A 22866-nucleotide genomic window follows, 5' to 3' on the forward strand; every position below is an offset into this window, starting at 1 on the left:
GTTGACCCATGAAAAGGTATCTCCAGTTCAGGTGTTCAGAACGCTTCAAGTCAGACCTACAGAACCTAGTCTTTGCGTGTGGTTACACACGCCTTCCAGAGGTCGTGAATGAGATCGAGTTGATTGCCAAATACAGAAAAGGTGTGAGCCTTTTCTTGACTCACCTCCACAGGGATAAAGACATCTACATTCCTCTGAAGGATCAGAAAAGCGTTGCGGCGTTGAAGGACACGTTCAACAGGAATCAGAGCAACATCCAGCAGCTTTTCAACCTCTGTGCAGGCCAGCAGTACATCTCTAAGCAAGGCAAGACAGTCAAGCTCCACAACGTGCTTACGATGCTCCTGAAGCATCACGTCAAGGTGAACCAGCTCAGTGAAAAATTCACGTATGTCCACGTCGAATACGTCGAGCAAACGACAGGTACGGAGGCCGTAGCCAAGCGTAAATTCTTACGCAGTGCCCAGCTTTATACGGAGAGCGAAACGCGCCTATCTGCGCTGCTTGAGGACGAACCATACTGTTTTTTTAAACACGATGACGATCCATTTACTCAGATTGTGAGGGCAATCGAAGAAGCCAAGATATTCAAGATTGGGGTTAGCTCAAAGCCCCCCTTCTTCGTCGAAAGAAAGCGCATTTACGACCTTCTGAATCGACGCGTCAGAGACGTGAATGAGCTGGTGAAAATCGGTAAGGACTACAAAGAACTGCTGGTTCGCACAATGCTTGAAGCATCAAAAGCGTTGGAGCTTTTACACATGAAATATAGGAACAATAAAACGATCAGAATACGAGAAGAAAAATGATAATTGCCGTACCACTTAAGCTTAAATTTGCCAGCATTACATCCAACGCAAAGATAGAATACGTTGAATCCTCTGACCCTGAAATCAGAGGGAAGGTCAGGATTAAAGGTGCGGTTGCTTATTTGTACCTTCCAAAAATCAATGACGAAGGAATAGACACACACGTAGGAGTCAAATATTCAGAAACGAATTTGGATTTACTGTTAGATTCACCGCAAAAAATGAAGAATCTTGGCCTTTTTAAAAACGGTATTGATGAAAGAAATTATACATTAGAATTCGCAAATTCTTGTGCACAAGAATTCATACAACATTCTAAGCAAGGCAGAAATTCTTCATCGAAAGCATCTGATGCTTTTTCGTTCATCGTTTCTTGTACAGACAACGAGCTTGCTAGCTTAAAGACTGACGAAGAAAAAGCAAAATTCCTTATCAATTCCGCTAAAGAAACTTTACTTGAGCTGTCTAATTCAAAAACGGATATTGCATTCAAATACATGATTGTTCCGCATTTGAAGGACGGGAATCCGCACGTACACGTCCTAATGTCTACACGTAGACTGGATGGGTATAGACCTAGCTTTTTTAGAGGAAAAAAACACAGCGGCATAATCAAAAAAATGAGAGACGTGAAATTCCGCCTCGAAGAAAAATATCCTTTCCTTCTTCAAATGGAGCATGAAGACCGAGCTAAAACTATTGATGTATCAACAAACCCAAATACAGGTGAAGTCTTTGGTAAGGACGTTGAGCTAGTAAATAGAATTGAGTCAATCACCTCAAAATTCATTGGGCAGAACTTCTCTTATCCACAATTCACACAAGCCCTCCAGGACAGTGGTTTTGAAGTGGTGGATGATTATCTCAAAGGGAAACAACACATCAAGATAAAACACAAGGATTATGGTGATGACTTCCTTTCTATAGACACCCTTCCTGCTCATACCAAGGGTGTGCTTGAGCTGCATGTAGCTTACAAATACAAAGCTAAACAAACTAAAACAGATGTGTCCCTAATCGTTTCTAAAGCCGTGGCGCTCATTAACGCTTCAGACATGAGAAATGGATTTGAAGAGCTGAACAAAAAACTGTACCAGAAGCTGGGCGCACGACTGGTCCCGAACATCAGCAAAGACAAAAGCGGCGAACGTAAGGTTAGCGGTTGGTCGATCTACCTAGACGAATTCGATTTCAAAATATCTGCCAAAAAATCCGGCGTCATCATGGATAACAAGCTGAAAATCGACATGGATGAGGTCGAATCAATCAACAGTCTCTACCAAATGGTCAAGAAACAGAACATTCAAAAGCAGGTCACAGAAGCCACGGTGAACGGCTCTATCACCATCGCAGATGGCAGGAAGAAGAAGATCAAGTTCAGGTTCATAGACAACTCTGAAAGCCTTCAGGATTTCATCACACGGTTCAACGAGAACAGTAGATACGGCCCATCCATCACCAAGCAGATGATCGTGGGGAACACCGTTGTGTCGAAATTCAACCAAAGAGACGTATGCACAATCGTTGGGAATGCCGTAGAGACTTACCAGACTGACCTGAATTCAGCTCTCATCACTATGAGTATCCACGTTGCCAAAGGCCACACCAAGATCCGCTGCACAGGGGAGCCGAACCCGAGGACGCAAGCGAATCTCTACCTTGCATCACGTATCTGCGGGACAACGCTTCTGGACTACACGCCTTCTCCAGAGCTTGTCAGAGAAGCAGATGCAATGATGGACAAAGAGTACAAGAAGCTCGTGATATCTAACCGTCAGAGAATCAAAGACGCGGTAGCCATAAGAGCTACTGACCCAACAGGCAAATCGAAGAAGGTGTTCATCCAGACGAACAACAGAATGGATCGTGAGGTTGATGCCCGACCGAAGCTATATGGCTTCCTCTATGGCATACACAAGGGGATACCCTTCCAGGACTTCACCTACGTCCAACATCTGAACGATCTGCCGAAGGCATTGAAGAAGCGCGTTATTGACGACCTTCGCAAGGATGAGCAGCTTTCGGCCAACGAGCTGGACAGCATCCTTATACGAGCTGGGATAACACTAGAAGACGCCCTACCGTCAAAACCACCTGCGAAGGCGCCGGCACTTGCTGCGCAAGATCAGAAGCCAGGGATTGTCACGCCTCCAGCAGCATCAGAGCAGGACAAGCCAGTTCAGCCAGGATCTGCAGGTACGGGTAAGCCAACAGATCCTAGACGCCATTCGGTACAGCCCGGCAAGATGTAATCCCCACCACAATGACAATGGCCGTAAAGCCCAAGTCAGACAGCGATCATCCTGCGGTATCGCTGTTCTAGGGCTTGCTTACCACCCTCCATGATTTCGCATACCTCACGCCTAACGTCTGGCTCTTGAAGGCCGCCTGATGCAGCCACCTCAATACTACCTTTGTCTTGGAGAGCTACAACGAATTCAGAGTCACCGTTGACGACAATATTGGGATTATGAGTGACTACTATCACTTGCCTTCTCGACTTATTTTCCTGCAGCTTTGAGACAATCAACGAGGAAATTAAGCCGTTATCAAGGTCGTCTTCAGGTTGATCCAAAATCAGAGGCTCATTCCCATAGGACAATAGGAAGGAGAGTACCGTAGCCGCTTTCTGACCAGCAGATCCCTGAGAAATATCTTTCAGTCTTTTCCCATCGTTAAATTTAACAACGAGTCGATCATCTGGAAACCACAGGTTAAGTCTGTCAAAAATTTGCGGTTGCAATTGGCTCAACAAATCTGAAAACCGTTTACCGATGGGCATGCCCATGATTTGACCCGTTCCATACTTAAACAATTGGCTTTTAAAATCATGAACACAGGTAAAATTCTGAGTGAGATCGTTTGGCACTGCTGGGTTATTATTATGTTCAGCAATTAGAGCTAACCAAAGGAAATACAAGAATCCTGTCTGTTTTTCCTTATCAAGTATGTCACTAGCAAAAGCACCATCAGGACGACCAATGACTTCCCGGAAAGATTCTTCCATATCATCTATATTACACAAAGGCTCTATAGACAAACTAATAGAGGGGTTATTCGATAAATGCTGACGAACGAAATCTCTGCGCCTATTCGTAAGTGATTTTCTCAACTCGATTAAATCGGCATAAATCAAATTAATTTCAGCCGCCATTAAGCGCTCTTGTGATTCAAAATCTTCTATCTCGGCAAGCTTCTTTTCAATGCCATTTTTGGTTTCAACGAGCTGTTGATATTGATCGGGATTATCCACCCCATTCTGAGTGAGGGTTGCGACAAGAGATGCATATTGGCTAAACGATGAATCTTGCTGCTTACCAAAAGCACTTGTTGCCTGCCATTGACTGAATTCATCAAGACTACTATTCAAGCCAGCAATAAGGGCATTAATCTGGCTTTTAATTTGCAAATAAGCCTGATTCATTGCACCAACACGTTGAAGCACCTCAACATCAATTTCGTTCGTAGCCGCAAAAACTGTACTATTGAATTTAAGCTGATCAGCAGTACGCATTTGCTCTGACAGCTTTTCTCCCAAATTTGAATATGACTCTTTGAAATCTACAATGGCTGTATGTTTTTTCATTGCATCATTAAAATCGGACAATACCTGGGCATGTCCTGATGACTCGATAACATTAATCTTCTGAATTACATCTGATAGCTGACCTTCAAGAACATTCTTGTTAGCCATCTGACCTTGGAGAACCCTTCTCTGTCCGCAGAGAGATAAGAATTTATTTTCTTTCTCTGTCCAAGCCATTTTCCAACCGAACAAATCAACAACGTCAGTTTCGTCAATGATTCTTATCAAAGCACTCGGATTTCTTGCTATATCATATATTTGCTTTTGGCTAAATATTTTTACCGGAAACCTGCTTCGCGCATCACCATGTTCTGCTTTCCACTCCTGACCATCCCACTTGAATATAGCCACGTTAGGAACGTTGGAAACCCATTTCAGAAGGTAATAAGCACCCTCTTTCTGAATAACACAACTGATACAGGTTTCATCGAGCAGAACACCATCGGCATCACGATCTGCTGACTTTTGTGCAAAGCGTGTAAAGGTTTCTTTAACCTCATTACGGCCAGGTATATCTAGTAAATCTTTATCCCGACCTAATGCAAGTCTGATGAATTCTAGGATAGATGACTTTCCGCTACCACGCCCGCCGATGATAGAATTGAGCCAAGGGTTAAAGACAATTTCTAATGGTTTACCTCTACCACAATATTTTGCTTTATCAATAGATATAGAATGAATCACATTACTTGAAACAGCATTTGGATTGCCTGTAACCGTGTTTGATCGTTTGATTGAGGAAGCACCATCAACCAACGCCAACCTTACACCATCAATAGTAGGGCTAGACATCTTGACCCAGGTATAGGCTCTACCCACCTCATCTGGACGGTGCGCGTCAGATCCTATGACCTCGGCCAAACCCAACTCCAGGGCTTTGTACCGCCTTAAACATTCATCATGTTCTGGACCACGCCCGCCTTCTGGAAAAATGACTTCTACAGCAGAAGACTTATGGCAGATCTGCTTGATGGTATGGCTTGACTGAATTTGACACATTCCAGCCTTCATATCGATATGAGCTGGAATTGCAATACCACCTAATTTGGTGATTTCATCGACAATATTTTCAGCGCTTTCACCAGCCACTGCATCACTATTGCCGTACTCGCCTCTGAATTTCGCGGCTCCAACAGCAGCCATGACAATTTCAGATGATTTTGAAGGGTCGAAAATAGCAAGAATATGGATATTACCGTTGGCTGTAATTTCCACACCAGGAAAGACATGAATAATCTTTCCCTCTTCCCTCATTACTGCTGCTTCTACTTGAAGACGGTCAACCCAAGAAGCCGTGTTGTGATCCGTAACCGCTACACACTCTATCCCCTGATCGACAAACGATGATAACCACTCCCTCGGCGTCACGGTGTTGCGAAGATGAGGCTCATGGCGGCCATAGTCCATCGAGGCTGGCGTATGCGTATGAAAGTCGAGTTTCCACCATCTTGCTCCTACCTGAACCATCAACCTTCATCCTTATGCACGCCAAACGGGTACTGCCTCCTAGGTTCAGGTTGCAGCCATGAGAGCTATGAGCTTACCCGTAATGGCGAAAGCCTACTATCAGCCTAACGGATGCCCTTCAGGGACTGCTTGAGGTGACGGCCTTAAGGTAGAGGCAGATGGCTCGTGAGTGCGCAGATTCTCTTAACGGACCTACCGTAAAGGACAGCGACACCTATGCGCCGGCACTTGCTCCGCAAGGTCAGAACCATCCCTGGCTATGCATTCAGTTCCAACGGTCACAAGGCTGGAAAAGCCGGATCAGCCAGATTTTTTAGCATCTGGTAAGCATAGAACCCCTATACGACCGTCTAGTAAACCGAGGAAGGCATAATGGACTCTTCACCCTTTCCAGCACTGCCAGGCTCTTTCGGTTTCTGTCATGATCATCGTCAATGGAGGCTCCCAAGGATCGAAGCAGTTGGGGAGCCTGACGTACCTAAAGGATTAACATGTTCCGCAAAGCTCACATCATTACCTTCCCCGCCCTAATCGCGACGGCGCTTTTACTGACCGGCTGCCCGCCATCACCTGAATTTACGCAGTGGAAACGCCCTTCTACCTCTGTTGAGGGTGTCAAAGCCGCAATGACAGAATGTGGCGACCCGGTAGGCACTTCGATAACGGATTTGCCAATCAACGAACAGGTGCTGCAATTCCAGTGTATGAAGCGTAATGGCTTCATTCGCAAAGACGGTTTTGAATACTGTGAAGTAATGAAAGACATGCCCGCCTGCGTCGAGGAAAGGCAGGGACATCCTCTAAGCCTGTCCCAGCTCGAGGCTTTGCCATTTGTGGAGGACGAAGCATTTCACCCTATCAAGCCGAATTCTGGCAGGGATGAACGCATGCAAGTCACCTGGCGTAAGGCGGGAGCATCACCGCATTTTTCAGTCCAGATAGCAAATGATAGTGAAGCCCTACCTGTAATGTATGCATGCGGTTATGCCAAACCACTGGGAGCAAATCTGGACGTTGCAAGCATTGGAGATACAGCCAAAGCGCAACGCTGCATGATTGATCACGGCTTTGAGCCAAAGCACAAATCAACACTAGTTTGCCTGATCTATCCACAAGTGACTGGTTGTTCGTCAACGAATCTTGATCGTTATTTTAGAAAGTAAATAATTAACACTCGTAACTACTAGCCAATTTAATGATTAGGCGAATGTAAATGATGTTCAACAAAAAACAAATAGCAAGTCCTTCTTCCACAGGCGACCGGGGAGGTGCATTCGAGCGAAGAGTACAAGCCTCAAGATTGCTAGCAATGTGCCTGGGGCTTCCTTGCGCTGGTGTGCCGACTGGATATTCAATCCAAAAATTGCAGTTTCAGGGACGAGTACTGGGGCATAATACAGACGACCTTATTATTACTTCCGTATGCGCGAGAACTGGCGAAAATGCCGTAGTGCGAATGCAGATGAAGCGTACTCTGACACCTAGCTCAAATGATTTTAAAGAAGCAGTTGGACTGGCTTGGCTTGATTTCGTCGACCCTTCCTTTAATAAAAATTTCGATCAAATACAAATTGTTTTCGATTCCTCAAGCCTGGGTCAGATGAAAGGGGCACAACAAATTGTTGCATTCGCCCGTTCAACATTGACTCACGATGTATGGAAAACCAAAGTCAACACCAAAGATTTTAGTAACGAAAAGAATAGAAAAGCATACGACGCCATGGAAAGCGCCGTTAAAATTTATGATTTAGATGCATTCAGCGATGATAGATTTCATGAATTCGTTAAGTCAATAGAGTTTCTTGGAGAAAGCTTAGATTCCGATAATGATGCAGGTACTAACACCCAAAAACAATTGATTTCACAGCAATTACCTAGCCTCGACAAAAACATGGTTTGGGCACGGCTAGTCTTGGTATGCGTTGAGCTAAATGGAGTCGCTGGGGAAGTTTCTCTGAGTAACCTCAACGCGTTTATGCCAGAGCTGGTTGACGACTTTGGCATTGCACGACTCCTGTTGAGGGCAATGGGCACTTCAACTGAAAGCGGGCTCCTAGAGATTAAACAGCATGAGTTTTATGAAAAGCTTCAAAAAAAGTTATTACTAATAGGCTCGCCTGTAATGCCTACTGTAAATCCTAACTCAACTAAAGATAAATCTGAATTTGCCAGTCAAAAGCTTTCTCTTGCGATTAGTGAAGCTAGTAAGAATCAAGCCCTGACTGAGCAAGATGGAGTTTCCTCTACCATCCACGCGACAAATAAGGGTGCATCGACTATTAAACAATTTACAAATGATTCGATAGGGGAGATCCTAGACTCCTGGTTTCCAGATTATGAGCATATTGCAAACACAAACATAAGATTTAGAATACAAGAGCTTCAGTGTGAATTATTCGCAGCGAATATACAAACAGGTGAACTGTCAGAAGAAAGGTTCGAAACAACAGCCTATGCTGAAATATTAGTATCTACAGGAGAAGCCCCTTTTTTGGAAAGGAAGCACAAACTCTGGGTATCTGGGCAGGGGCATGATGAACTAGAAGTTACATGGCAGTTTTCGTTTAACATGTCTAAACAAAAAGATTACTTCGCGAGATCCAAACATTTCTCTTCCTCATTTTTTGCGAGTAATTATTTTCGCGAGAAGCTTAATGCTTATGAGAAGGTGCTGGATAAAATCTTGGCTGGCTGGAAACCCGTTGTCCGTCTTGGCATGTTAGGAAAAAAAGAAGAACGATTCCATAATGATTTAGGTCTGATTTCAAATATCCCCCGGAATGATGAACTCTTAGAAATGTCTCGACGAATTAAAGTAATAAATCTCATTTTAAATCTCGCCGAGAAGAATGGTATCCATCTCCGATTTTCCGACGCGGCCTTTGATAAAATGTTGACAGAAGAACTAATTGTGACTGCTGTTCAGGATTTAGTAAACGCCTGTACGCCTCGCCTACCGAATCCTTATCGATCAGTCGCTTATGTACGAGGGGAAGATTGGGAAATCTGCATGATAGTGAAAAACTTTTTCATAGGATTTCAGAAGCTTAAGATAATAAAACCAAGCGTGAGATTTTGACCTTGTGGAAGGTGGTGAGAACAGAAGCCCCGGAGGTATGGCGAATTCGGGGCTTCGCCTTAATCAGTGTTCAAATCCCCGGTCTCATTCAAGCCATCGATCCATCAAATAGCCAGGATGCGTTCAGTAACACTGCCATCCATAGCACGCAACGTGCCCGTTCTTCCTCACTAGCTTCGTAGCGACAAACGCAATTGATCAGGGTGGATTCTTGAGATCCTCATTCTCCCTTGGTCTACTCACCAGGAACTGAAATCTACGGATAGCACCATGCCCCTCACGAAGCCCAAACAAGCATTGCGCGACGATCTTAAAGAAGCTGCAGCCACCCTCAAGTGGGCTGGCGTTGATCTGGTGGCAGTAGCTGACCGTATGAAGGCAACTGGCGATGAGCAAGCAGCAAGCGAGCTGCTGGAGATAGCTCGCTCCTTCCAAGAGGTTGAAGACAAATTAGAAAGGTGATCCAGAGAGGGTGAAGGCTGGCTTATAAAACACTGCCCAGGAACACTCTAGGGCTTCGGCGCCTTACGAGCTTTCCCTACCAACGCAACCAGCCTCCGAAGCTCATCAGCATCAGCGTTGTGGATAACTTCAAAGAGAAAAGCCCTCTGCTCAATCTCCCCATCCAGATCCGCAAAAAGATCTTTGACTGGCACGCCTAGAATTTCAGCAAATTTGTACACAGCCTCCACGGTTGGGACGTACTCGCCCGTTTCAAATCGACTGATCGTCTTGGGGTCGAACCCTGACCGATTGGCTAGCTCCGCTTGTGTGATTCCCTTCCCTAGGCGGTATTTCTTAATCGCTTTTGCAAGCACCACAGTTTTTCAGCCTGTTCACATATTTCAAACAAGCACTTCACAGTAAAAATCCTTGTCTACAAACGCTCTGTGCCATCGGATTTTTTGCTAAGAATACGATGGCTGGCGTAGACTCCGCTTTAGGTATCAGACGGCCACCACGCCGTCTGTCAGGGGCTTTACGTTCGGTATGGTTGAGGATTCAGGGAATGGCAGATCGCGATGAGGATGACAAATGGTTGTCGTATGACGGCCAGAAGCACGAAACCCATTTTCAGGCCAACGAGAAGGACAAAGCCCATGGCCGGGAGATGCGTGAGACATATCAAAAAGAAGTGAGCTTAAAGGGAAACCTTGTTCAAATTATTTACCTGTTCATCTGCGTCCTTGTGTTTGCAGCAGCTCAAGGTGCCCAAAGTGGTTTGGGGTATTTCCTTCTCTTACCCATGGCCTGGGGTCTGTACGCGCTAACGAAGTTCGTCAACAAATTCTCACAAGAGCAACGTGATCGAATTTTTATGTGGACCCTAATTGCGATTGCAGTGATTTCAATAACGATGATGATTAAAGGAATTGTAAAATGAAAATCGCTGCAAACGTGCTTTCAGCTTTGATTTTCTCCGCTGCCACACTTGTTCATGCTGACGCTAGCTTTTCGAAAAATGAAAGCTATCAACCAGGTCAGGTGAGTGCAGACATCCAAGGTTTCGGGAATCAGGTTTTAGATCAAGCGGGCAAATCGAAGTATCTGAAATTCGATCTGCAAGGCGCAGAATATGCCTACACCATCGAACGTATGGGTTCAAACGATGTGCAATACACGGGCAACGCTAAAGACTTAAATGGTGTCATTTTTATTAATGTGAGAGCTTTCAAAGACGGTTTTGAGCTTCCAAAACAGGTCAGCACGTTCAAGCCTAGCAAATATAATAATGCGATCCGCATTGTAAAAATGGACCGTAACGACGAGCGTCCTTATGAATTTGATCTTGGAATGGATGAAGACAAACGGTTGTTCTTAATCGACGGCCCTACGTCTACGACCCACTTAGAACAGGTCGATACAATTAAGAAGTACGTTTCAAGAAAAGACAAAAAAAGCCCTTACGCTTTCTAAATGGAATTTTATACCATGTGCAAAATGATCAGCAAACTAGTTTTAGCAGCCATACTTTGCTCGACAATCACAATCGTAAATGCTGACCCAAGCTTTACAAAAAATGAAAGCTACAATCAAAGCCAGGTCAGCGCAGATATCCAAGGATTTGGAAACGAAGTACTAGACCAAATAGGAAAGTCGAAATATATAAAATTTGACCAGCAAGGTACGGAATACGCGTTTTCAATTGTACGAATGGGCTCTAACGATGTTAAATACACGGGCAACCCTAACGACATCAAAGGTGTAGTTTTTTTGCGCGTGAGAGCATATAAAGATGGTTTCGAGCTTCCTAGTCAAATCAGCACTTACACTCCGAGCAAATACAATAACGCAATTAAAATCGTGAAAATGGATCGAAATGATGAGCGTCCATATGAGTTTGATTTGGCCATGGACGGTGACAAAAAAATCTACATAATTAATAGTCCGACTAGTGCCAAACAACTCCAGCAGGTTGATGAAATTAAGAAAGATATACCATTAACCGAGCGCCAAAAAAAGTTTATTTGGTAACCGTATTAAAAAAGGCAGTAAGAGAAATCTACTGCCTTTAAATAACCCTACTCCATCTTCCTTATCCACCTATGATTTTCAACCTTATTATCCTCTTCTCACCAGGAGTTAAATTCATTTCAGCCAGTTCGCCAACTGCATAAAGATAGGCATCTTTCGTTGTAGGCAGATTTTGATCAAATTCTTCTTCAAAATCATGAAAGAACAAATTAGCTAATCTGTCAGCTTCAATAACCAAATCATAGCGAGCCAATTCTTCTGCTAACCGGATTCTTTTTGATTCTTGATTGTGAAGCCTCACCCCCTCCACATAGTCATTATTATTCTTGTCTTCTAGCTCAAGCTCAATCGCTTCATATGTATTCATTTTTAGTAAAGTTTGTTGTTAAGCGAATTATAGCATTTCACTTTAATCAAATTTACCATTAAGCAAAAATAAAAAACAGACTCAAAGGTCTGTATTTATTGGCTTCCAATTCTCTCTAAATTCTTGATGCTTTTTCCGCTCAAGATAGATATTCATTTCTAGACTCAAACATTCGTCAATCTCATCATCTGATTTTTTATGTTTAATCGGCTCTAAATCATCATCGTAATAGTTAAATGGCTTCTTTATCCCTATTTTCATTTAACAGCCTCCTTACTGATAAGCTCAAGACTTAAGTCATGGAGCGCAGAAACTGCTGACTCACTGAAAGTGATAAATATAGGCGATCTGAAATTCATCACTTTGATTTTTGTTATCTTCTGCATTTTCTTAGTAAAGCTTAAAAACTTATCCCCCTTGACTCTGACTTTCACCAGAATCGACAACCTTTTTAACTGATCGCCTTCAACCTCAAGACTAAATACTTTTAAAGCATTTACATCTTCAACTGTTATCTCCTTTTTCATTTTTGGTTTGTTTGTTTGTATCTATTATAACATTTTAAAATGGTATAATTTGAGAAACAAACCTTCTAAAAACAATGAAAACAATAAAAAAATGGCTAATGATTCTTTCAGCCATCATAGCCATTTCAGTAACAAACATCCCGTTGAGCCAAGCAGAACCAATTACCGGAGAATCCATATCAGAACATTCAAGCGGATTCGTCGGGGTTGATGACAATGATGAAGGCTATGACGACTGGGCAGATAATGCTAATGGAGACGCATATCTAGACCTTATATCAATAATAACTTGGGTTGCTGTAAAGGTTTCGGTTCTGATCGGAGTAGTTCTTGTCCTAAATGCTTTCATGGATATGCGTCTATCTACAGAAGTAGGCGGACATGACAAACCAAAGCTGGTGCGGAAAGCAATGGTAGGATTTCTAATTGGCGTTTTATTGCTTAATATCACGTCCATCATTGACGTCGTTGTACATACATTAAACCCTGAATCAAAAGGGGGTTGCCTTATCACGAATGCCGAAGCTTTGGATGATATAAGGGTTGGTAAAAACAAAGACGCATGCTGGAGTCTAGCATCAGCACAAATAACTGGTCCAACTTACGAGAAAGCCAAAAGCATGATTGACTCACAGTATGCCGGAGGTATTGAAAGCCAGTTAAAAATTGTCATAAGCGCCCTGCAAGCCTTGGGTGTCATATACTTTATTATTGGCATTAATGAACTGAACCAAATATCAAAAGGTTCAAGCAGGCATGGCGTTGGGCGTGTTTTAACTCAAATAATTGCCGCTGGCCTAATTATTGATTTCCCTCACACTGTAGCTGTAGTCCAAGCTTCTGGAAAGCTGTTAGGTCTGGACATATAAAAAAGCCCCATCTAGGGCTTTTCTAAATCATTGCTCACTCGCTAATGAATTGATCAAACAGGCGCTTGGAAATTTCATATCTACATTCGTTGTAAACTCCACGCTTGATAAGAGCCATTTTCAGCACATTTTCAAGATAATCAAATTCTGTTGCAGTTGGGTCAAAATCGTAACTGACTAATATCTGCGCTGTTTTAAAAGCATCACGCAAAAGCGCTTCTTCTTCTTTCTTGTATTCAAGAGCCCACCTCTTGTAATCAGCCAGGGAACCGCCCTTCTCTTCCACAGGCGTAGCCGGTGGCGTTGCTATAGCTTCGTCTAAGCTTACTTCTTCCTCTACCTGGGCGATGCCTAGAGGCTCATACGATTCGCTCACACCAAGGGGCACAATCACGTCTGGCTCACCAATAGGCCACTCATCATCCCCGATGCCTTGCGAAGGCTCAACAGAGGCTACTGCAGGCGCTACGATGGATGCTGGTGCTGGTGCTGGTGCTGGTGCTGGTGCTGGTGCTGGTGCTGGTGCTGGTGCTGGTGCTGGTGCTGGTGCTGGTGCTGGTGCTGGTGCTGGTGCTGGTGCTGGTGCTGGGAGCTTGATCCCTGCGAGTGATGCATTCAAGCCACGACTCTCTGTTATTGAGCTTAAAGCTTGGATCAGTGAGTCAGTTCTTTCCGCGACGTTCTCTTTTGATTTTTCTGTACCGAATAGATCTGGTAAATCAATCTGCACAGCCGGTTCGTTAAAGTTTAATTCATTCATGTTTTACACAGTTGTTTTTGTCATTATAGCAAATGCGATTAGCTCAAATGTTATAATACATTAAATAAATAAATTCCTGCACATGCCGAATTCAAACCTTCACGTATTAAAGCCAGCTACGAGACTCACATTTCAAGACTTCACAGTAAACGGAAAGCCTTTAATCAGTCAGGGTCTTATCCAGGCACTGGCGAAGCTTCATCAAGCAAATACCAGTGAGTTGATGATATACACGTCACAAAGAAAACACTTCAGCACAAAGATACAGGTGCATTTCACTAGAGACTTATTACTAGAAAGACACATCTGCATTACAGCCCCTGAAGCTATTCGCATAGAACACGAACAACACTGCTGCTTTGAATTCGACATTAGCCATAATGGTAAATACGAAAAACCCAATGAAGAATATTTAAAGCTACATCTTTGCCGATTTTTCAAGGTTGTGGTGAATTACGACACTTGGGATTCTTTTACTAACGAATACTACAGTAAAGCGTATAGGAAATTCATGCCGTACAGGAGCCCTTCAGAAACGGCCATCAAGATTAGCCAAACAGATCTTCTTCAAGGTTTACGCTCAATAACAAAAGACCTTGAAGCCCCGGTCATCAAATACATTCCAAGCGGAGCCGAAACATTCGCAGATTTAACCCAAGATATAGAAACACGAACACATAAGCTTTACGTTGCAATTGAAAACCCATTGGGGGAATTACATTGCATGGTCGCGGTGGATGCGACCACTTGCCAAGTCTTTGCATACTATCCAAAATCAAATCTAAAAGACCTCGCATATTTTAGTAACGTCTTTATCAAAGAATCCTCCTGACAAAATGGTATAATTATAAAAACAAACTTAACAATCATGCAAAACTCAAAACCATCTACAACTCAACCTTATGCTAAATACTATAAAATTGAACGCCTCTTCAAATTTGCAATACTTGCGTTTGCCATATTGATAGCTTGCTCAATTTTCATGAGCCATTCCATTGGTAGTTTCAGTTTCATAGACTGGCTGGTGGTAGCAGCTCAAAAATCAAATGTCACGCAAATCATTTGCGGCCTGATTGCTTACACCATCATTCCAATGGGTCTCTCTTACCTAATCATTTACAGAAGAAAAAACAGTCAGGCTAATGCCTGATTTTTCTTTATTCTATAAGGCGAGTTACATCACCTACAAATGGTATAATTAGAGAAGAAAAACAAACAATGACATTATGTTTAAAGCTAGTCTGACCAAAGGGCGAGAGATCCCGATCAATGACTTGGATGAATTGCTTTACAGCAAGACTTTCGACTTTGATCCGAAACCCAACACTCTCGATGAAATTATCAACGCTGAAAACTACACAGAGCTGAATAATCCTTTCATTCTCTACAAGTACAACAAAGAAATTGAATTTCTACTTTTCTTTTCGAACTGCCCAACGCGCAACGATTTAATCAACGCGCTTATCTTTGACGATTATTCACAACGCTTGGCTAACAAACCTTTCGCTTTTCGTTTGAAGTGGTTCTATGAGAAAGACCTGAAAGGCTTCCTAAAGTCTCTATATGCTTTTCCTACGGATGCTTTGAACGTCAGTGGGTATAGAGCTAATAGCCGTTGTACGGATCATAGATTCCGAATCAGACATGACTGGGCACAGATTCAAAACGAAGAATCATTAAACAACTTCACTACGAATGAAGAAAACTGGCTGGCATTTGACGCTTTTCAACTATGCCAATTCGATGAGTGGGCTGAAAACGCTAGACCAAACAGCATTAATGAATACATCGCTTTTTTGCTAAAGAAAAACTATGCACGATACTTTACACATTACGTGAATAAACCTGAATGGCTTAGATACCCATTAGACTATATGACGGAACACCCTACGCTTCATAAAGACTTGTTAATCAGTTATGAACCATTTCTGAGAAAATACGGGCACCTGTTCCAAAGGTACAACGAGAAATATCTCAATAAAAAAGCAAAGTCTTACAGAGCCTTTCTTACGGCTAGTAAAGCTCAACAAAGAATAATGAAAATATTTTCAATACCAACCAATATCATGAGGATATTATGACAGACGAATATGACGAAGACGCGATAAATCAAATGATGGAAAATTTAGATTCCGGGATAAACGGGGATGATGAAAAAGATATACCCAATCCGAATGCTGACATTCTTGATAAAATTTTTAACTCTGACCCGCCACCGGAAGACAAATCGTATGCCGGGATTAAGAAGAAACTAGGCGCCCCGCTGGATAAATATTGCACTGCTTTTGACCAAATCATCACAAGCAATTTTCTTAAACAACCAATCGAAACATGTGCATCTCTAATGTTTGTCACGAGCATGATTAGAACTTACACAAAAATCAAACCCGGCTCACCAGAATGGAAAATGTGCAATGAAGAGGTAAAGGCATTCGTAAAACACATGGATGACTATTATAGTATTTTTAAGTACACCCAATTCGAAAACAACAAGATCAACACTCACTATGTAGAAAATCTATTCGAGCTTGACAGGATTATTTTCAAGATGGATTATTCAAAGGTCAAATGGGAATACAGACAACCCATGGAAATCCTAACAATTTGCCTAAAATTTCCAACGAACAAATCAGTGCTAGCCGAGATATTTACAGATTTGCACGGCGACCTTTAATCGCCTTTTCTGTAGGTGCTTGTCGTATCAAATGTGTAAAGTTCATCGAATAGAACATCTGCATTCTTCTGTAGTTTCTTATCCAAAAAGCTTTTCAAGTCATCATCACCCAACATCAGGTGAGGTGCTTTCAAGGCTTCATGACGAGCTACAGCTAACGGTATGCGCTGATTGTCAGCGAAGTATTGCCCGAGGTTAGAAGCCAGCTTACGCGCAATCACAGCTTGAACTTGTCCCTCCACGGAATCACGCCCAGCTTCCAGGACCGAATCAGGCAGATCTAGGCACGCCGCGTGTATTACGTCAGTGATGACCCTTACAAGGCCCCCTTCCTGTGTCACAGCTTCATCAGCTACCAGCGAGAGAATGATCTGACCTTCGTTGCTGGCACCTATACCAAATTCATGATGCACATCCCGTATGAGGCAAAGCACAAGCTCCGCAGACTGGGTACGCACGTCCAGGACACAGAAACCCTTGCCCTTCACGAGAACAGAAGCTAAGCCGTTGGCCGTGGCTGTCAACTCTTCACCATCATGGGAAACAACAAGCGTCAAAGACCGAGACGACCGAATCATGGTGCTGATCAAACGTTCTCGACATCTATTGAGGAATTCAGGCTTCGCCACCAGCTCATCAGCAGCTTTGGAAGCCTCTTTGCTTCTTGGCTTTTGAGCTTGGTTAGCCACGAAGAAGGAGAACAGCCCCTTCATAGAAATCATGGCTTGTACCCCCTTTTAACTGCCTCACGCACTGTGTTGTCGTCTTGCTCATTCTTTTCAAGCTTGTGCATTTCTGAAAGAATTTTACCTCCGTTAATGCCATTTAGCTCTAATGATACTTTGTGTAGGTTTCCGTCTTTCGCTTTTTCACCAACAATATTTTTAGAATCTTGCGATATAGAAATATCAATACTTAAATCCTTTGAAGCCTTTCCTGTTAAATCTTCAAATGTAGACAGATTCCCTTTGGAATTCATAACAATGCTACGAATTGTATTGCCTACTTCTCTCATGCTTAACTCATGAATATACCTCTCTCCTTTCTCGACAGTTTTTGTGAGAAAAGTTGCGGATAACTTTTTATCAACTGTTGAACCAGTTACATGATCGCCATCTGGACTAAAACCAATCTCTAAATTATGTTCACTGGCCAAAACTTTACTTTTACTTTCTAAATATTCTAAATCACCACCGCAATATCTTAATATTCTCAAGGTGCGTTGTTCCAAAGCCTCTTGGGCAGTGATTGTTCGAACCCCTCCAGTTAAGGGTGGAGCTTGTGAATTCATTGGTTTCGCGTTGTTGGTTGATTCCGCATCAACTTTGACGGGCTCGACTTTAGGCTTTAACTCATCCATAAGGTATCTGAAATCTTTATCAAGAATGACAATTCTCTTATGATCGATACCTGCAGCATGAAGAGTTTTATAACATGACACGAAATATTTTTTACGTTCTTCATGGCTTACTAAATCTGGATCTGTTGAAAGCTCAATACTTTTTTTATTTCCCGTATAATTATGCCTTGCTTCAAAGTCAACTATCTCTTGAACCCATGGCCCATTGATATTCACATAAAACCTAACCCCACCTGTTCTATTGAGGTCAAATTGAGTTCTATTTCTTTCATCCGCTATCTTAATCTTTGAGTTAGAAAACTCCATTATTGACATATTGTACTTTTCTAGAATCACCTTTAATTCAGCTAGATAATCTTTTGCCTCGACCATAGAATTTTCGGGGCTTTTAGCCAGCTCTGACTCTGGTACTCGCTTAACATTTATACTAGCAATAACCTTGTCACGAAATGCCCCGTCTGTATCAGTCAAATAATCATATTTAGTTTGACTATTGCTTCCCATGCCAAAGGTTTTAGATTCTTCTGCGAAAGCCTTCAATATATCATCGCTATACTGCTCTTGATTCTCCGGTAAATCATTGATGACACTGGGCGTTGAATCTGCATCTTGAAAAGACTGAAGTACATCTACAGTATTCTCTGTGAATCCACCGTCTTTTTTTCCTCCAAATACCTCTTTGAGGTTATCTTTAATTTTATCTATAAACTTCATTTTAGATTTGTTTGTTAATGCTTTAATTATACCATTTCGCAGCCCCAAAATTATGCGCAAAAAAAAGAACCCGCAGGTTCCTTTATTTTTTTCACATCGAAGGTTTGTTTCTTCGACTTGTTTGCCTCTCTTCAACATCCACAGGTTTTGGCTCAAACAATGCATCCGCATTTGCTGCTTTGGCTGCATTGCTTGGCCTTATTTCTTTATACTGATTGTCGGCGCTTGAAATATTCTTCAGTGCGTTGAACAACCCCGCCCCTAATTTTGAATTACCAACCACGATGCTACTAAGAGGAAAGGTTTCTCTCTCTGTTATATTGCCAATCTTTCTCGAAACAACTACGTCTTGGTAATCATCGGAAAATGACAAATCAATTCCACTTTTCATTAAATTCGTTTTTTGCTTATCAAAATTTTCGAGGCTCATACCTGATCTTATGATTGCCAACTGACCTTTCCCTTCAAGAGAATTGAAGACCCTTTTAAACTCATCCTTTTCAGGCATTTTAGAAGTGTCGAACTGGAATTTTCTATCTGGAATTCTTTGACCATCACCTATTTTTGTGACGTTCCAGGTGCTTCCATCTGACGATAATTGAATTTTTAATCCTTCAGTTCTTTCTAGCTCTGCACGTCTATTGAACATATCCAAAATAGTGTCTCCCCTTCTGAACAATCCCTCACCTATAAAAATCTCTTCGATTCTAGTTTTCACTTGATCAGATGGAGTATCGGTTACATTCTGCTTCGCAGGAATTTCTTCTTTTGGTTGAACCACCTTTTGAGAGGATTCAGCCACTGGTGCAGCAGGTTCACCTGGCTTTTCAACAGGCTTGTTTTGACTCACGACATTAACACCAGCTACAGCGGGCTCTTCTGGATTAGCTGCTTGTGCGTCTGTTTTGTACTTCTCAAGAATAGAGTTGAATTGCTCGTTTTTTAAAATAATACGGTCGAGGCTAACGCCAGACTCAATCAACGTGCCAATAGTGTTCTTAATGAATTCTTCTTGCGCAGAAATTGCTTCTGGAGTTTTTTTAGAATCATCTACCCACACCTCAAGCACGGTGTCAGGCTGGTGAAATTTGAAAGGAGCTACAGCTCTCACAACGTCTTGGTTCATCTGGCAATTCAATTCGCCTTCATTGAATCGTATATCACCACCATGCTTTACGCTCACATCAATAGCGCGTTCTTGCCCAACTTTGATGAAGAAAAGGTCTACGCCATCATGAATGTCGTCTTTCTTCTGCATTACTTTTCTATCGTATTTTTTACCTATTTTCAGTAGAGCAGAAACGAATTCATCCACTGGTAGCTGTTCTTCTTCCTCTTCATTAGACAGCTTTGTTAAAGGAACTGCGCGTTTAACATTCACTCCCCCGCTTATTATGCCTTGCTGTGTAGCGATTGGTTCTGGTAACTTCTGAGCAACACCTTTCTTGACGAGCATGTCATCAATATCTTGGATTTGCTTTGCCTCATCTATTTGAACTGCTTGATCTCTTTTTGCCTGTGCCTGCCTTTCTTCTTCTTTTGAATACTTCATATTAGATTTGTTAGTTATATGAACAATTATATCATTTATATTTTTTCAAACACCGCCAAACGAATTGACAACCGTTTTTTCATCGAGTAGCTTCAGGTGATGTTTTTTTAAAACTACCAACACGCACGCAAGGAACGAGTGAATGACTGACAAAGCCTCTCAAAATGAATATGAAGCTGCCGTTGCTGCTGATCTCCATGCAGCTCCTGCAAGGGAGCTGGGCGCAAAGGTTTTGAAGCACCTGCTGTCTGTCACGACTTCATCAGCTCTGACTGACATCCACGCTCAAATCTCCGCTGCAGCAACTTCGGGCGATGACGAAAAGCTGGTTAAGCTTTTTGAAGAATTGAAAAAGCTGAAAGATGCAGAAAAAGCTAACCTCAAGTCCTTGGCAGAATTGAAGAAAAGTACTTCTTTTGAACGCGTTCTGTTGGCTTTCCAAGACGAATTCAAAGCCTTGGCATATGACATTTCCCTTGAGGTCATCAAAGGCACACACGTAGCGTTGAAGAACGCCGGTAGCAAAACAAAGGGCACTCGCAAAACCAGCGAGAAAGACCCATCCGGCGAGCCGACATTCCACACCGTGACGCATAATGGTAAGTCTGAAAAGCTGTTCTCTCGCCGTGGTCGTGCTGCTGCTAACCTGACCCAAGACGAACCAGCTTTCACCTTCTTGGGCTTTAAGATCGTCAAAGATGGCGACGGAAAGGAAACGCTCAACCCGGCCACTATCAAGCTTGCAGACGGCTCCGAGGTTCCAGCTACCCGACCAAACATCATCAGGGCTATCACTGAGAAAACCGCTTTCGATGGTTACACCATCGCTTGATGGTTCCAAACTGCTAGCATGAAGCCCCGGCCTATCGGGGCTTTTTTTCGTCTGCCATTAGGGACTGCACATGGAAGATGATTTCCCAGAGTATGAGAATTACCTGCACCACCAACGGCCCACGTTGGTGGACGACAAGAGCCATCAAAATCATTGGCGGAACCGTGCCAATGACCTTCATGCCTCTGCCGGTGCCATTTGGCTTTCCATGTCAAACGGGCGTGGTCATGACGCCGCTAGGGAGCTTGGGTTAGGTGAAGGGTTCGACATGCACCTTGCCTGTTCACACGTCTACCACATGCTCTGCGGCTTATCTCTGGAAGTAGCTATGAAGGCGGCGCTTGTTAGCCAAGGGATTACTCCACCTGAACATCACGACTTGAATCGGCTGGCTCATTTGCTTGGTGTGAAGAGGAATCCTGCGCAGAAGAAGATCCTGAATTTTTACCAGCACAGCGTTGTTTGGGCAGGACGCTATCCCGTGCCAGTGAATGCGACTGACGAAAAGCTGATCGACTACTACGAAATGGCCAACACCGTTCTGTACAAAGGCAAGACGGTGGTTAAGGGCGCGACCATCAATATAAAGACCTACTCACCGACTGGGGCAACGTCTTGGGAGCGGTATGACGCTCTCTACAAGAGCTACACCGCCCTGTTCGATCATCGCTACCCAGTCAAGGCCAAATAAAATGAGCGAGTGGGAAGAATTCTGTGAGTCCCGTGGCTTCTCCACGGGGGAAGACGACTATGAAAAAATCATCGACAGTCTTGAGAAAACTCCGCGACAAAAATCTTTGAGCCAACCGCCTCCCTGTGATCTTAACCAGGAGGAAGTGAACGCTTTGATCAAGCTTGATGCACACGGCATCCCCAAGCATTCCGAAATATCTCTAATGGTTTGGACGGGCCAAACGGCTGAAATCGGTCAGTGGTCATTGGATGGCATGATCGCGGGTAAAGATGAAGGGCTGATTGTTCGCTTCCGAGAAAAGGACGGTGATTATTTCGCGCCTTTGCACATGCTCATCGAGGCACTCCGCTCAACGTGCTTACCTCTGCAATTGGAGGACCAGCTTGTTATCTGGGATTCCAAAAACGAGTGCTTGGATAGCTGGCAGGGCATTTTTAAAGAGTCATTCTTGGTCCAACGTACCGATAGGGTTCCCTCGGGACAGGACGATCTGAACATGCTGCACCTTCTGGATCGTGCAAAAGCCGCTGACCATTCTTTAAAACCACTACTGGTAGCAGCCACTGACCTTGAACGGGCGTTGTCCGGTGGAGTTGTTGAGTTCATTGATGGTAGCTCGCTGTCATCAGAAACCCTGTCTGATGCTTTCCTTGTTTACATCACGAGCAAGGGCATACCTGTCAGCAAGCCGCTTCGGTCGATGGATGAGTTCGTGATGGAGCTTCACACTCGAAATGGCACCTACAAACTCTCAGATGGCAAGGTTCGCACGGTAAACGGCCCCGCTCGACTCACTGCTGGTGCAATCCTTCTCGACAAGGAAACGAAGCACCCAACGTACTACCTGCGGGCCGACCATGGGACGATCTACCAGCCTGTGTACAGAAAGGTTTCCGAGGACGATATCCAGGACCACGACCCGAGCAACATTTTTGCAACTGATGGTGCCCACCCTCTTGAGCTGAACGGAACGCATAGCGCTGATCGGTACGTTACAACACTGGTCTATGCAGAGCGTTACCAAGGCAGTTTATTCAACGGCATAATGGACGAGGATATTTTTCGATAGCGCGAAAAGCATACCATTTACCATCAAGTAAA

General features: G+C 43.3%; 26 protein-coding genes. 17 read left to right on the forward strand and 9 right to left on the reverse strand.

What is annotated here, in order from left to right; all coding sequences use genetic code 11:
* Positions 1–8 precede the first annotated feature (8 nt).
* Positions 9–809 (forward strand): hypothetical protein, encoded by an 801-nt coding sequence (locus tag BLU48_RS22565; RefSeq protein WP_057021741.1) that lies wholly within the window; start codon positions 9–11, stop codon positions 807–809.
* Positions 806–3061 carry a hypothetical protein gene (locus BLU48_RS22570; RefSeq protein WP_057021742.1) on the forward strand — a complete coding sequence of 752 codons (2256 nt, stop codon included), beginning with the start codon at positions 806–808 and terminating at the stop codon, positions 3059–3061. Before BLU48_RS22565 ends, BLU48_RS22570 begins: the two co-directional genes overlap by 4 nt.
* 35 nt (positions 3062–3096) lie before the next feature.
* Here the strand turns inward: BLU48_RS22570 and BLU48_RS22575 are convergent, their stop codons facing one another.
* On the reverse strand, positions 3097–5862 hold the full coding sequence (locus tag BLU48_RS22575) for a TrlF family AAA-like ATPase (RefSeq protein ID WP_057021743.1): 2766 nt from the start codon (positions 5860–5862) through the stop codon (positions 3097–3099).
* A gap of 491 nt (positions 5863–6353) precedes the next feature.
* On the opposite strand from BLU48_RS22575, the gene BLU48_RS22580 reads away from it, so the two are divergent.
* From BLU48_RS22580 to BLU48_RS22590, 3 genes are all read left to right on the forward strand, one after another.
* The gene (locus tag BLU48_RS22580) at positions 6354–7025 is read left to right on the forward strand and encodes a hypothetical protein (RefSeq protein WP_057021744.1); all 672 of its coding nucleotides are present in this window, start codon (positions 6354–6356) and stop codon (positions 7023–7025) included.
* 50 nt (positions 7026–7075) lie between these two features.
* Positions 7076–8941, forward strand: coding sequence for a hypothetical protein (locus BLU48_RS22585; RefSeq protein WP_138233656.1), 1866 nt, complete (start codon positions 7076–7078; stop codon positions 8939–8941).
* Positions 8942–9211: 270 nt separating this feature from the next.
* On the forward strand, positions 9212–9403 hold the full coding sequence (locus BLU48_RS22590; RefSeq protein ID WP_057021746.1) for a hypothetical protein: 192 nt from the start codon (positions 9212–9214) through the stop codon (positions 9401–9403).
* Positions 9404–9450: 47 nt separating this feature from the next.
* Here the strand turns inward: BLU48_RS22590 and BLU48_RS22595 are convergent, their stop codons facing one another.
* Positions 9451–9759: a helix-turn-helix transcriptional regulator gene (locus tag BLU48_RS22595; RefSeq protein ID WP_057021797.1), complete on the reverse strand. Its 309-nt coding sequence runs from the start codon at positions 9757–9759 to the stop codon at positions 9451–9453.
* A gap of 191 nt (positions 9760–9950) precedes the next feature.
* Here BLU48_RS22595 and BLU48_RS22600 point away from each other — a divergent pair, with 191 nt between their 5' ends.
* The 3 genes from BLU48_RS22600 to BLU48_RS22610 are packed head-to-tail and all read left to right on the forward strand — an operon-like array spanning position 9951 to position 11416.
* Positions 9951–10325, forward strand: a complete 375-nt coding sequence (locus BLU48_RS22600) for a hypothetical protein (protein WP_057021747.1) — start codon at positions 9951–9953, stop codon at positions 10323–10325.
* Positions 10322–10858: a hypothetical protein gene (locus tag BLU48_RS22605; protein ID WP_057021748.1), complete on the forward strand. Its 537-nt coding sequence runs from the start codon at positions 10322–10324 to the stop codon at positions 10856–10858. Before BLU48_RS22600 ends, BLU48_RS22605 begins: the two co-directional genes overlap by 4 nt.
* 15 nt (positions 10859–10873) lie before the next feature.
* Positions 10874–11416, forward strand: a complete 543-nt coding sequence (locus BLU48_RS22610) for a hypothetical protein (protein ID WP_231988988.1) — start codon at positions 10874–10876, stop codon at positions 11414–11416.
* A 61-nt stretch (positions 11417–11477) separates the two neighbouring features.
* On the opposite strand, the gene BLU48_RS22615 is transcribed toward BLU48_RS22610, so the two are convergent.
* The 3 genes from BLU48_RS22615 to BLU48_RS22625 all read right to left on the reverse strand — a co-directional run bounded on the left by BLU48_RS22615 (position 11478) and on the right by BLU48_RS22625 (position 12310).
* The gene (locus BLU48_RS22615) at positions 11478–11783 is read right to left on the reverse strand and encodes a hypothetical protein (protein ID WP_057021750.1); all 306 of its coding nucleotides are present in this window, start codon (positions 11781–11783) and stop codon (positions 11478–11480) included.
* 81 nt (positions 11784–11864) lie between these two features.
* Positions 11865–12044 carry a hypothetical protein gene (locus BLU48_RS22620; protein ID WP_057021751.1) on the reverse strand — a complete coding sequence of 60 codons (180 nt, stop codon included), beginning with the start codon at positions 12042–12044 and terminating at the stop codon, positions 11865–11867.
* On the reverse strand, positions 12041–12310 hold the full coding sequence (locus tag BLU48_RS22625) for a hypothetical protein (RefSeq protein ID WP_057021752.1): 270 nt from the start codon (positions 12308–12310) through the stop codon (positions 12041–12043). The genes BLU48_RS22620 and BLU48_RS22625 overlap by 4 nt, the downstream gene beginning before the upstream one ends.
* Positions 12311–12408: 98 nt before the next feature.
* Between BLU48_RS22625 and BLU48_RS22630 the strand changes: the two genes are divergently transcribed.
* Positions 12409–13179: a hypothetical protein gene (locus tag BLU48_RS22630; RefSeq protein ID WP_057021753.1), complete on the forward strand. Its 771-nt coding sequence runs from the start codon at positions 12409–12411 to the stop codon at positions 13177–13179.
* A 34-nt stretch (positions 13180–13213) separates the two neighbouring features.
* Here the strand turns inward: BLU48_RS22630 and BLU48_RS32070 are convergent, their stop codons facing one another.
* Positions 13214–13573: a hypothetical protein gene (locus BLU48_RS32070; RefSeq protein ID WP_057021754.1), complete on the reverse strand. Its 360-nt coding sequence runs from the start codon at positions 13571–13573 to the stop codon at positions 13214–13216.
* Between the two features lie 80 nt (positions 13574–13653).
* Between BLU48_RS32070 and BLU48_RS32525 the strand changes: the two genes are divergently transcribed.
* The 5 genes from BLU48_RS32525 to BLU48_RS22645 all read left to right on the forward strand — a co-directional run bounded on the left by BLU48_RS32525 (position 13654) and on the right by BLU48_RS22645 (position 16613).
* Positions 13654–13776: a hypothetical protein gene (locus BLU48_RS32525; protein WP_269458421.1), complete on the forward strand. Its 123-nt coding sequence runs from the start codon at positions 13654–13656 to the stop codon at positions 13774–13776.
* Positions 13777–14021: 245 nt separating this feature from the next.
* Complete coding sequence (locus tag BLU48_RS31805) at positions 14022–14771, forward strand: hypothetical protein (protein ID WP_138233658.1); 750 nt, start codon at positions 14022–14024, stop codon at positions 14769–14771.
* A 36-nt stretch (positions 14772–14807) separates the two neighbouring features.
* A complete protein-coding gene (locus BLU48_RS31810) occupies positions 14808–15089 on the forward strand; it encodes a hypothetical protein (protein WP_138233659.1) in 282 nt (93 codons plus the stop codon).
* Positions 15090–15165: 76 nt separating this feature from the next.
* Positions 15166–16020, forward strand: a complete 855-nt coding sequence (locus BLU48_RS22640) for a hypothetical protein (RefSeq protein ID WP_057021755.1) — start codon at positions 15166–15168, stop codon at positions 16018–16020.
* Entirely contained in the window at positions 16017–16613 is a 597-nt protein-coding gene (locus BLU48_RS22645) for a hypothetical protein (RefSeq protein WP_057021756.1), read from the forward strand. Before BLU48_RS22640 ends, BLU48_RS22645 begins: the two co-directional genes overlap by 4 nt.
* Here the strand turns inward: BLU48_RS22645 and BLU48_RS22650 are convergent.
* The 3 genes from BLU48_RS22650 to BLU48_RS22660 are packed head-to-tail and all read right to left on the reverse strand — an operon-like array spanning position 16610 to position 20239.
* Positions 16610–17335 carry a hypothetical protein gene (locus BLU48_RS22650; protein WP_057021757.1) on the reverse strand — a complete coding sequence of 242 codons (726 nt, stop codon included), beginning with the start codon at positions 17333–17335 and terminating at the stop codon, positions 16610–16612. The genes BLU48_RS22645 and BLU48_RS22650 overlap by 4 nt on opposite strands.
* Complete coding sequence (locus BLU48_RS22655) at positions 17332–18843, reverse strand: hypothetical protein (protein ID WP_231988989.1); 1512 nt, start codon at positions 18841–18843, stop codon at positions 17332–17334. Before BLU48_RS22655 ends, BLU48_RS22650 begins: the two co-directional genes overlap by 4 nt.
* The gene (locus tag BLU48_RS22660) at positions 18779–20239 is read right to left on the reverse strand and encodes a hypothetical protein (RefSeq protein WP_057021759.1); all 1461 of its coding nucleotides are present in this window, start codon (positions 20237–20239) and stop codon (positions 18779–18781) included. The genes BLU48_RS22655 and BLU48_RS22660 overlap by 65 nt, the downstream gene beginning before the upstream one ends.
* Before the next feature lie 142 nt (positions 20240–20381).
* On the opposite strand from BLU48_RS22660, the gene BLU48_RS22665 reads away from it, so the two are divergent.
* The 3 genes from BLU48_RS22665 to BLU48_RS22675 all read left to right on the forward strand — a co-directional run bounded on the left by BLU48_RS22665 (position 20382) and on the right by BLU48_RS22675 (position 22834).
* Positions 20382–21071 carry a hypothetical protein gene (locus BLU48_RS22665; RefSeq protein ID WP_231988990.1) on the forward strand — a complete coding sequence of 230 codons (690 nt, stop codon included), beginning with the start codon at positions 20382–20384 and terminating at the stop codon, positions 21069–21071.
* A gap of 70 nt (positions 21072–21141) precedes the next feature.
* Positions 21142–21762 (forward strand): HEPN domain-containing protein, encoded by a 621-nt coding sequence (locus tag BLU48_RS22670; protein WP_057021760.1) that lies wholly within the window; start codon positions 21142–21144, stop codon positions 21760–21762.
* A 1-nt stretch (position 21763) separates the two neighbouring features.
* Positions 21764–22834 (forward strand): hypothetical protein, encoded by a 1071-nt coding sequence (locus BLU48_RS22675; RefSeq protein ID WP_057021761.1) that lies wholly within the window; start codon positions 21764–21766, stop codon positions 22832–22834.
* The last annotated feature ends 32 nt before the right edge of the window (positions 22835–22866 follow it).

Source organism: Pseudomonas synxantha, assembly GCF_900105675.1.
GTDB lineage: Bacteria > Pseudomonadota > Gammaproteobacteria > Pseudomonadales > Pseudomonadaceae > Aquipseudomonas > Aquipseudomonas synxantha.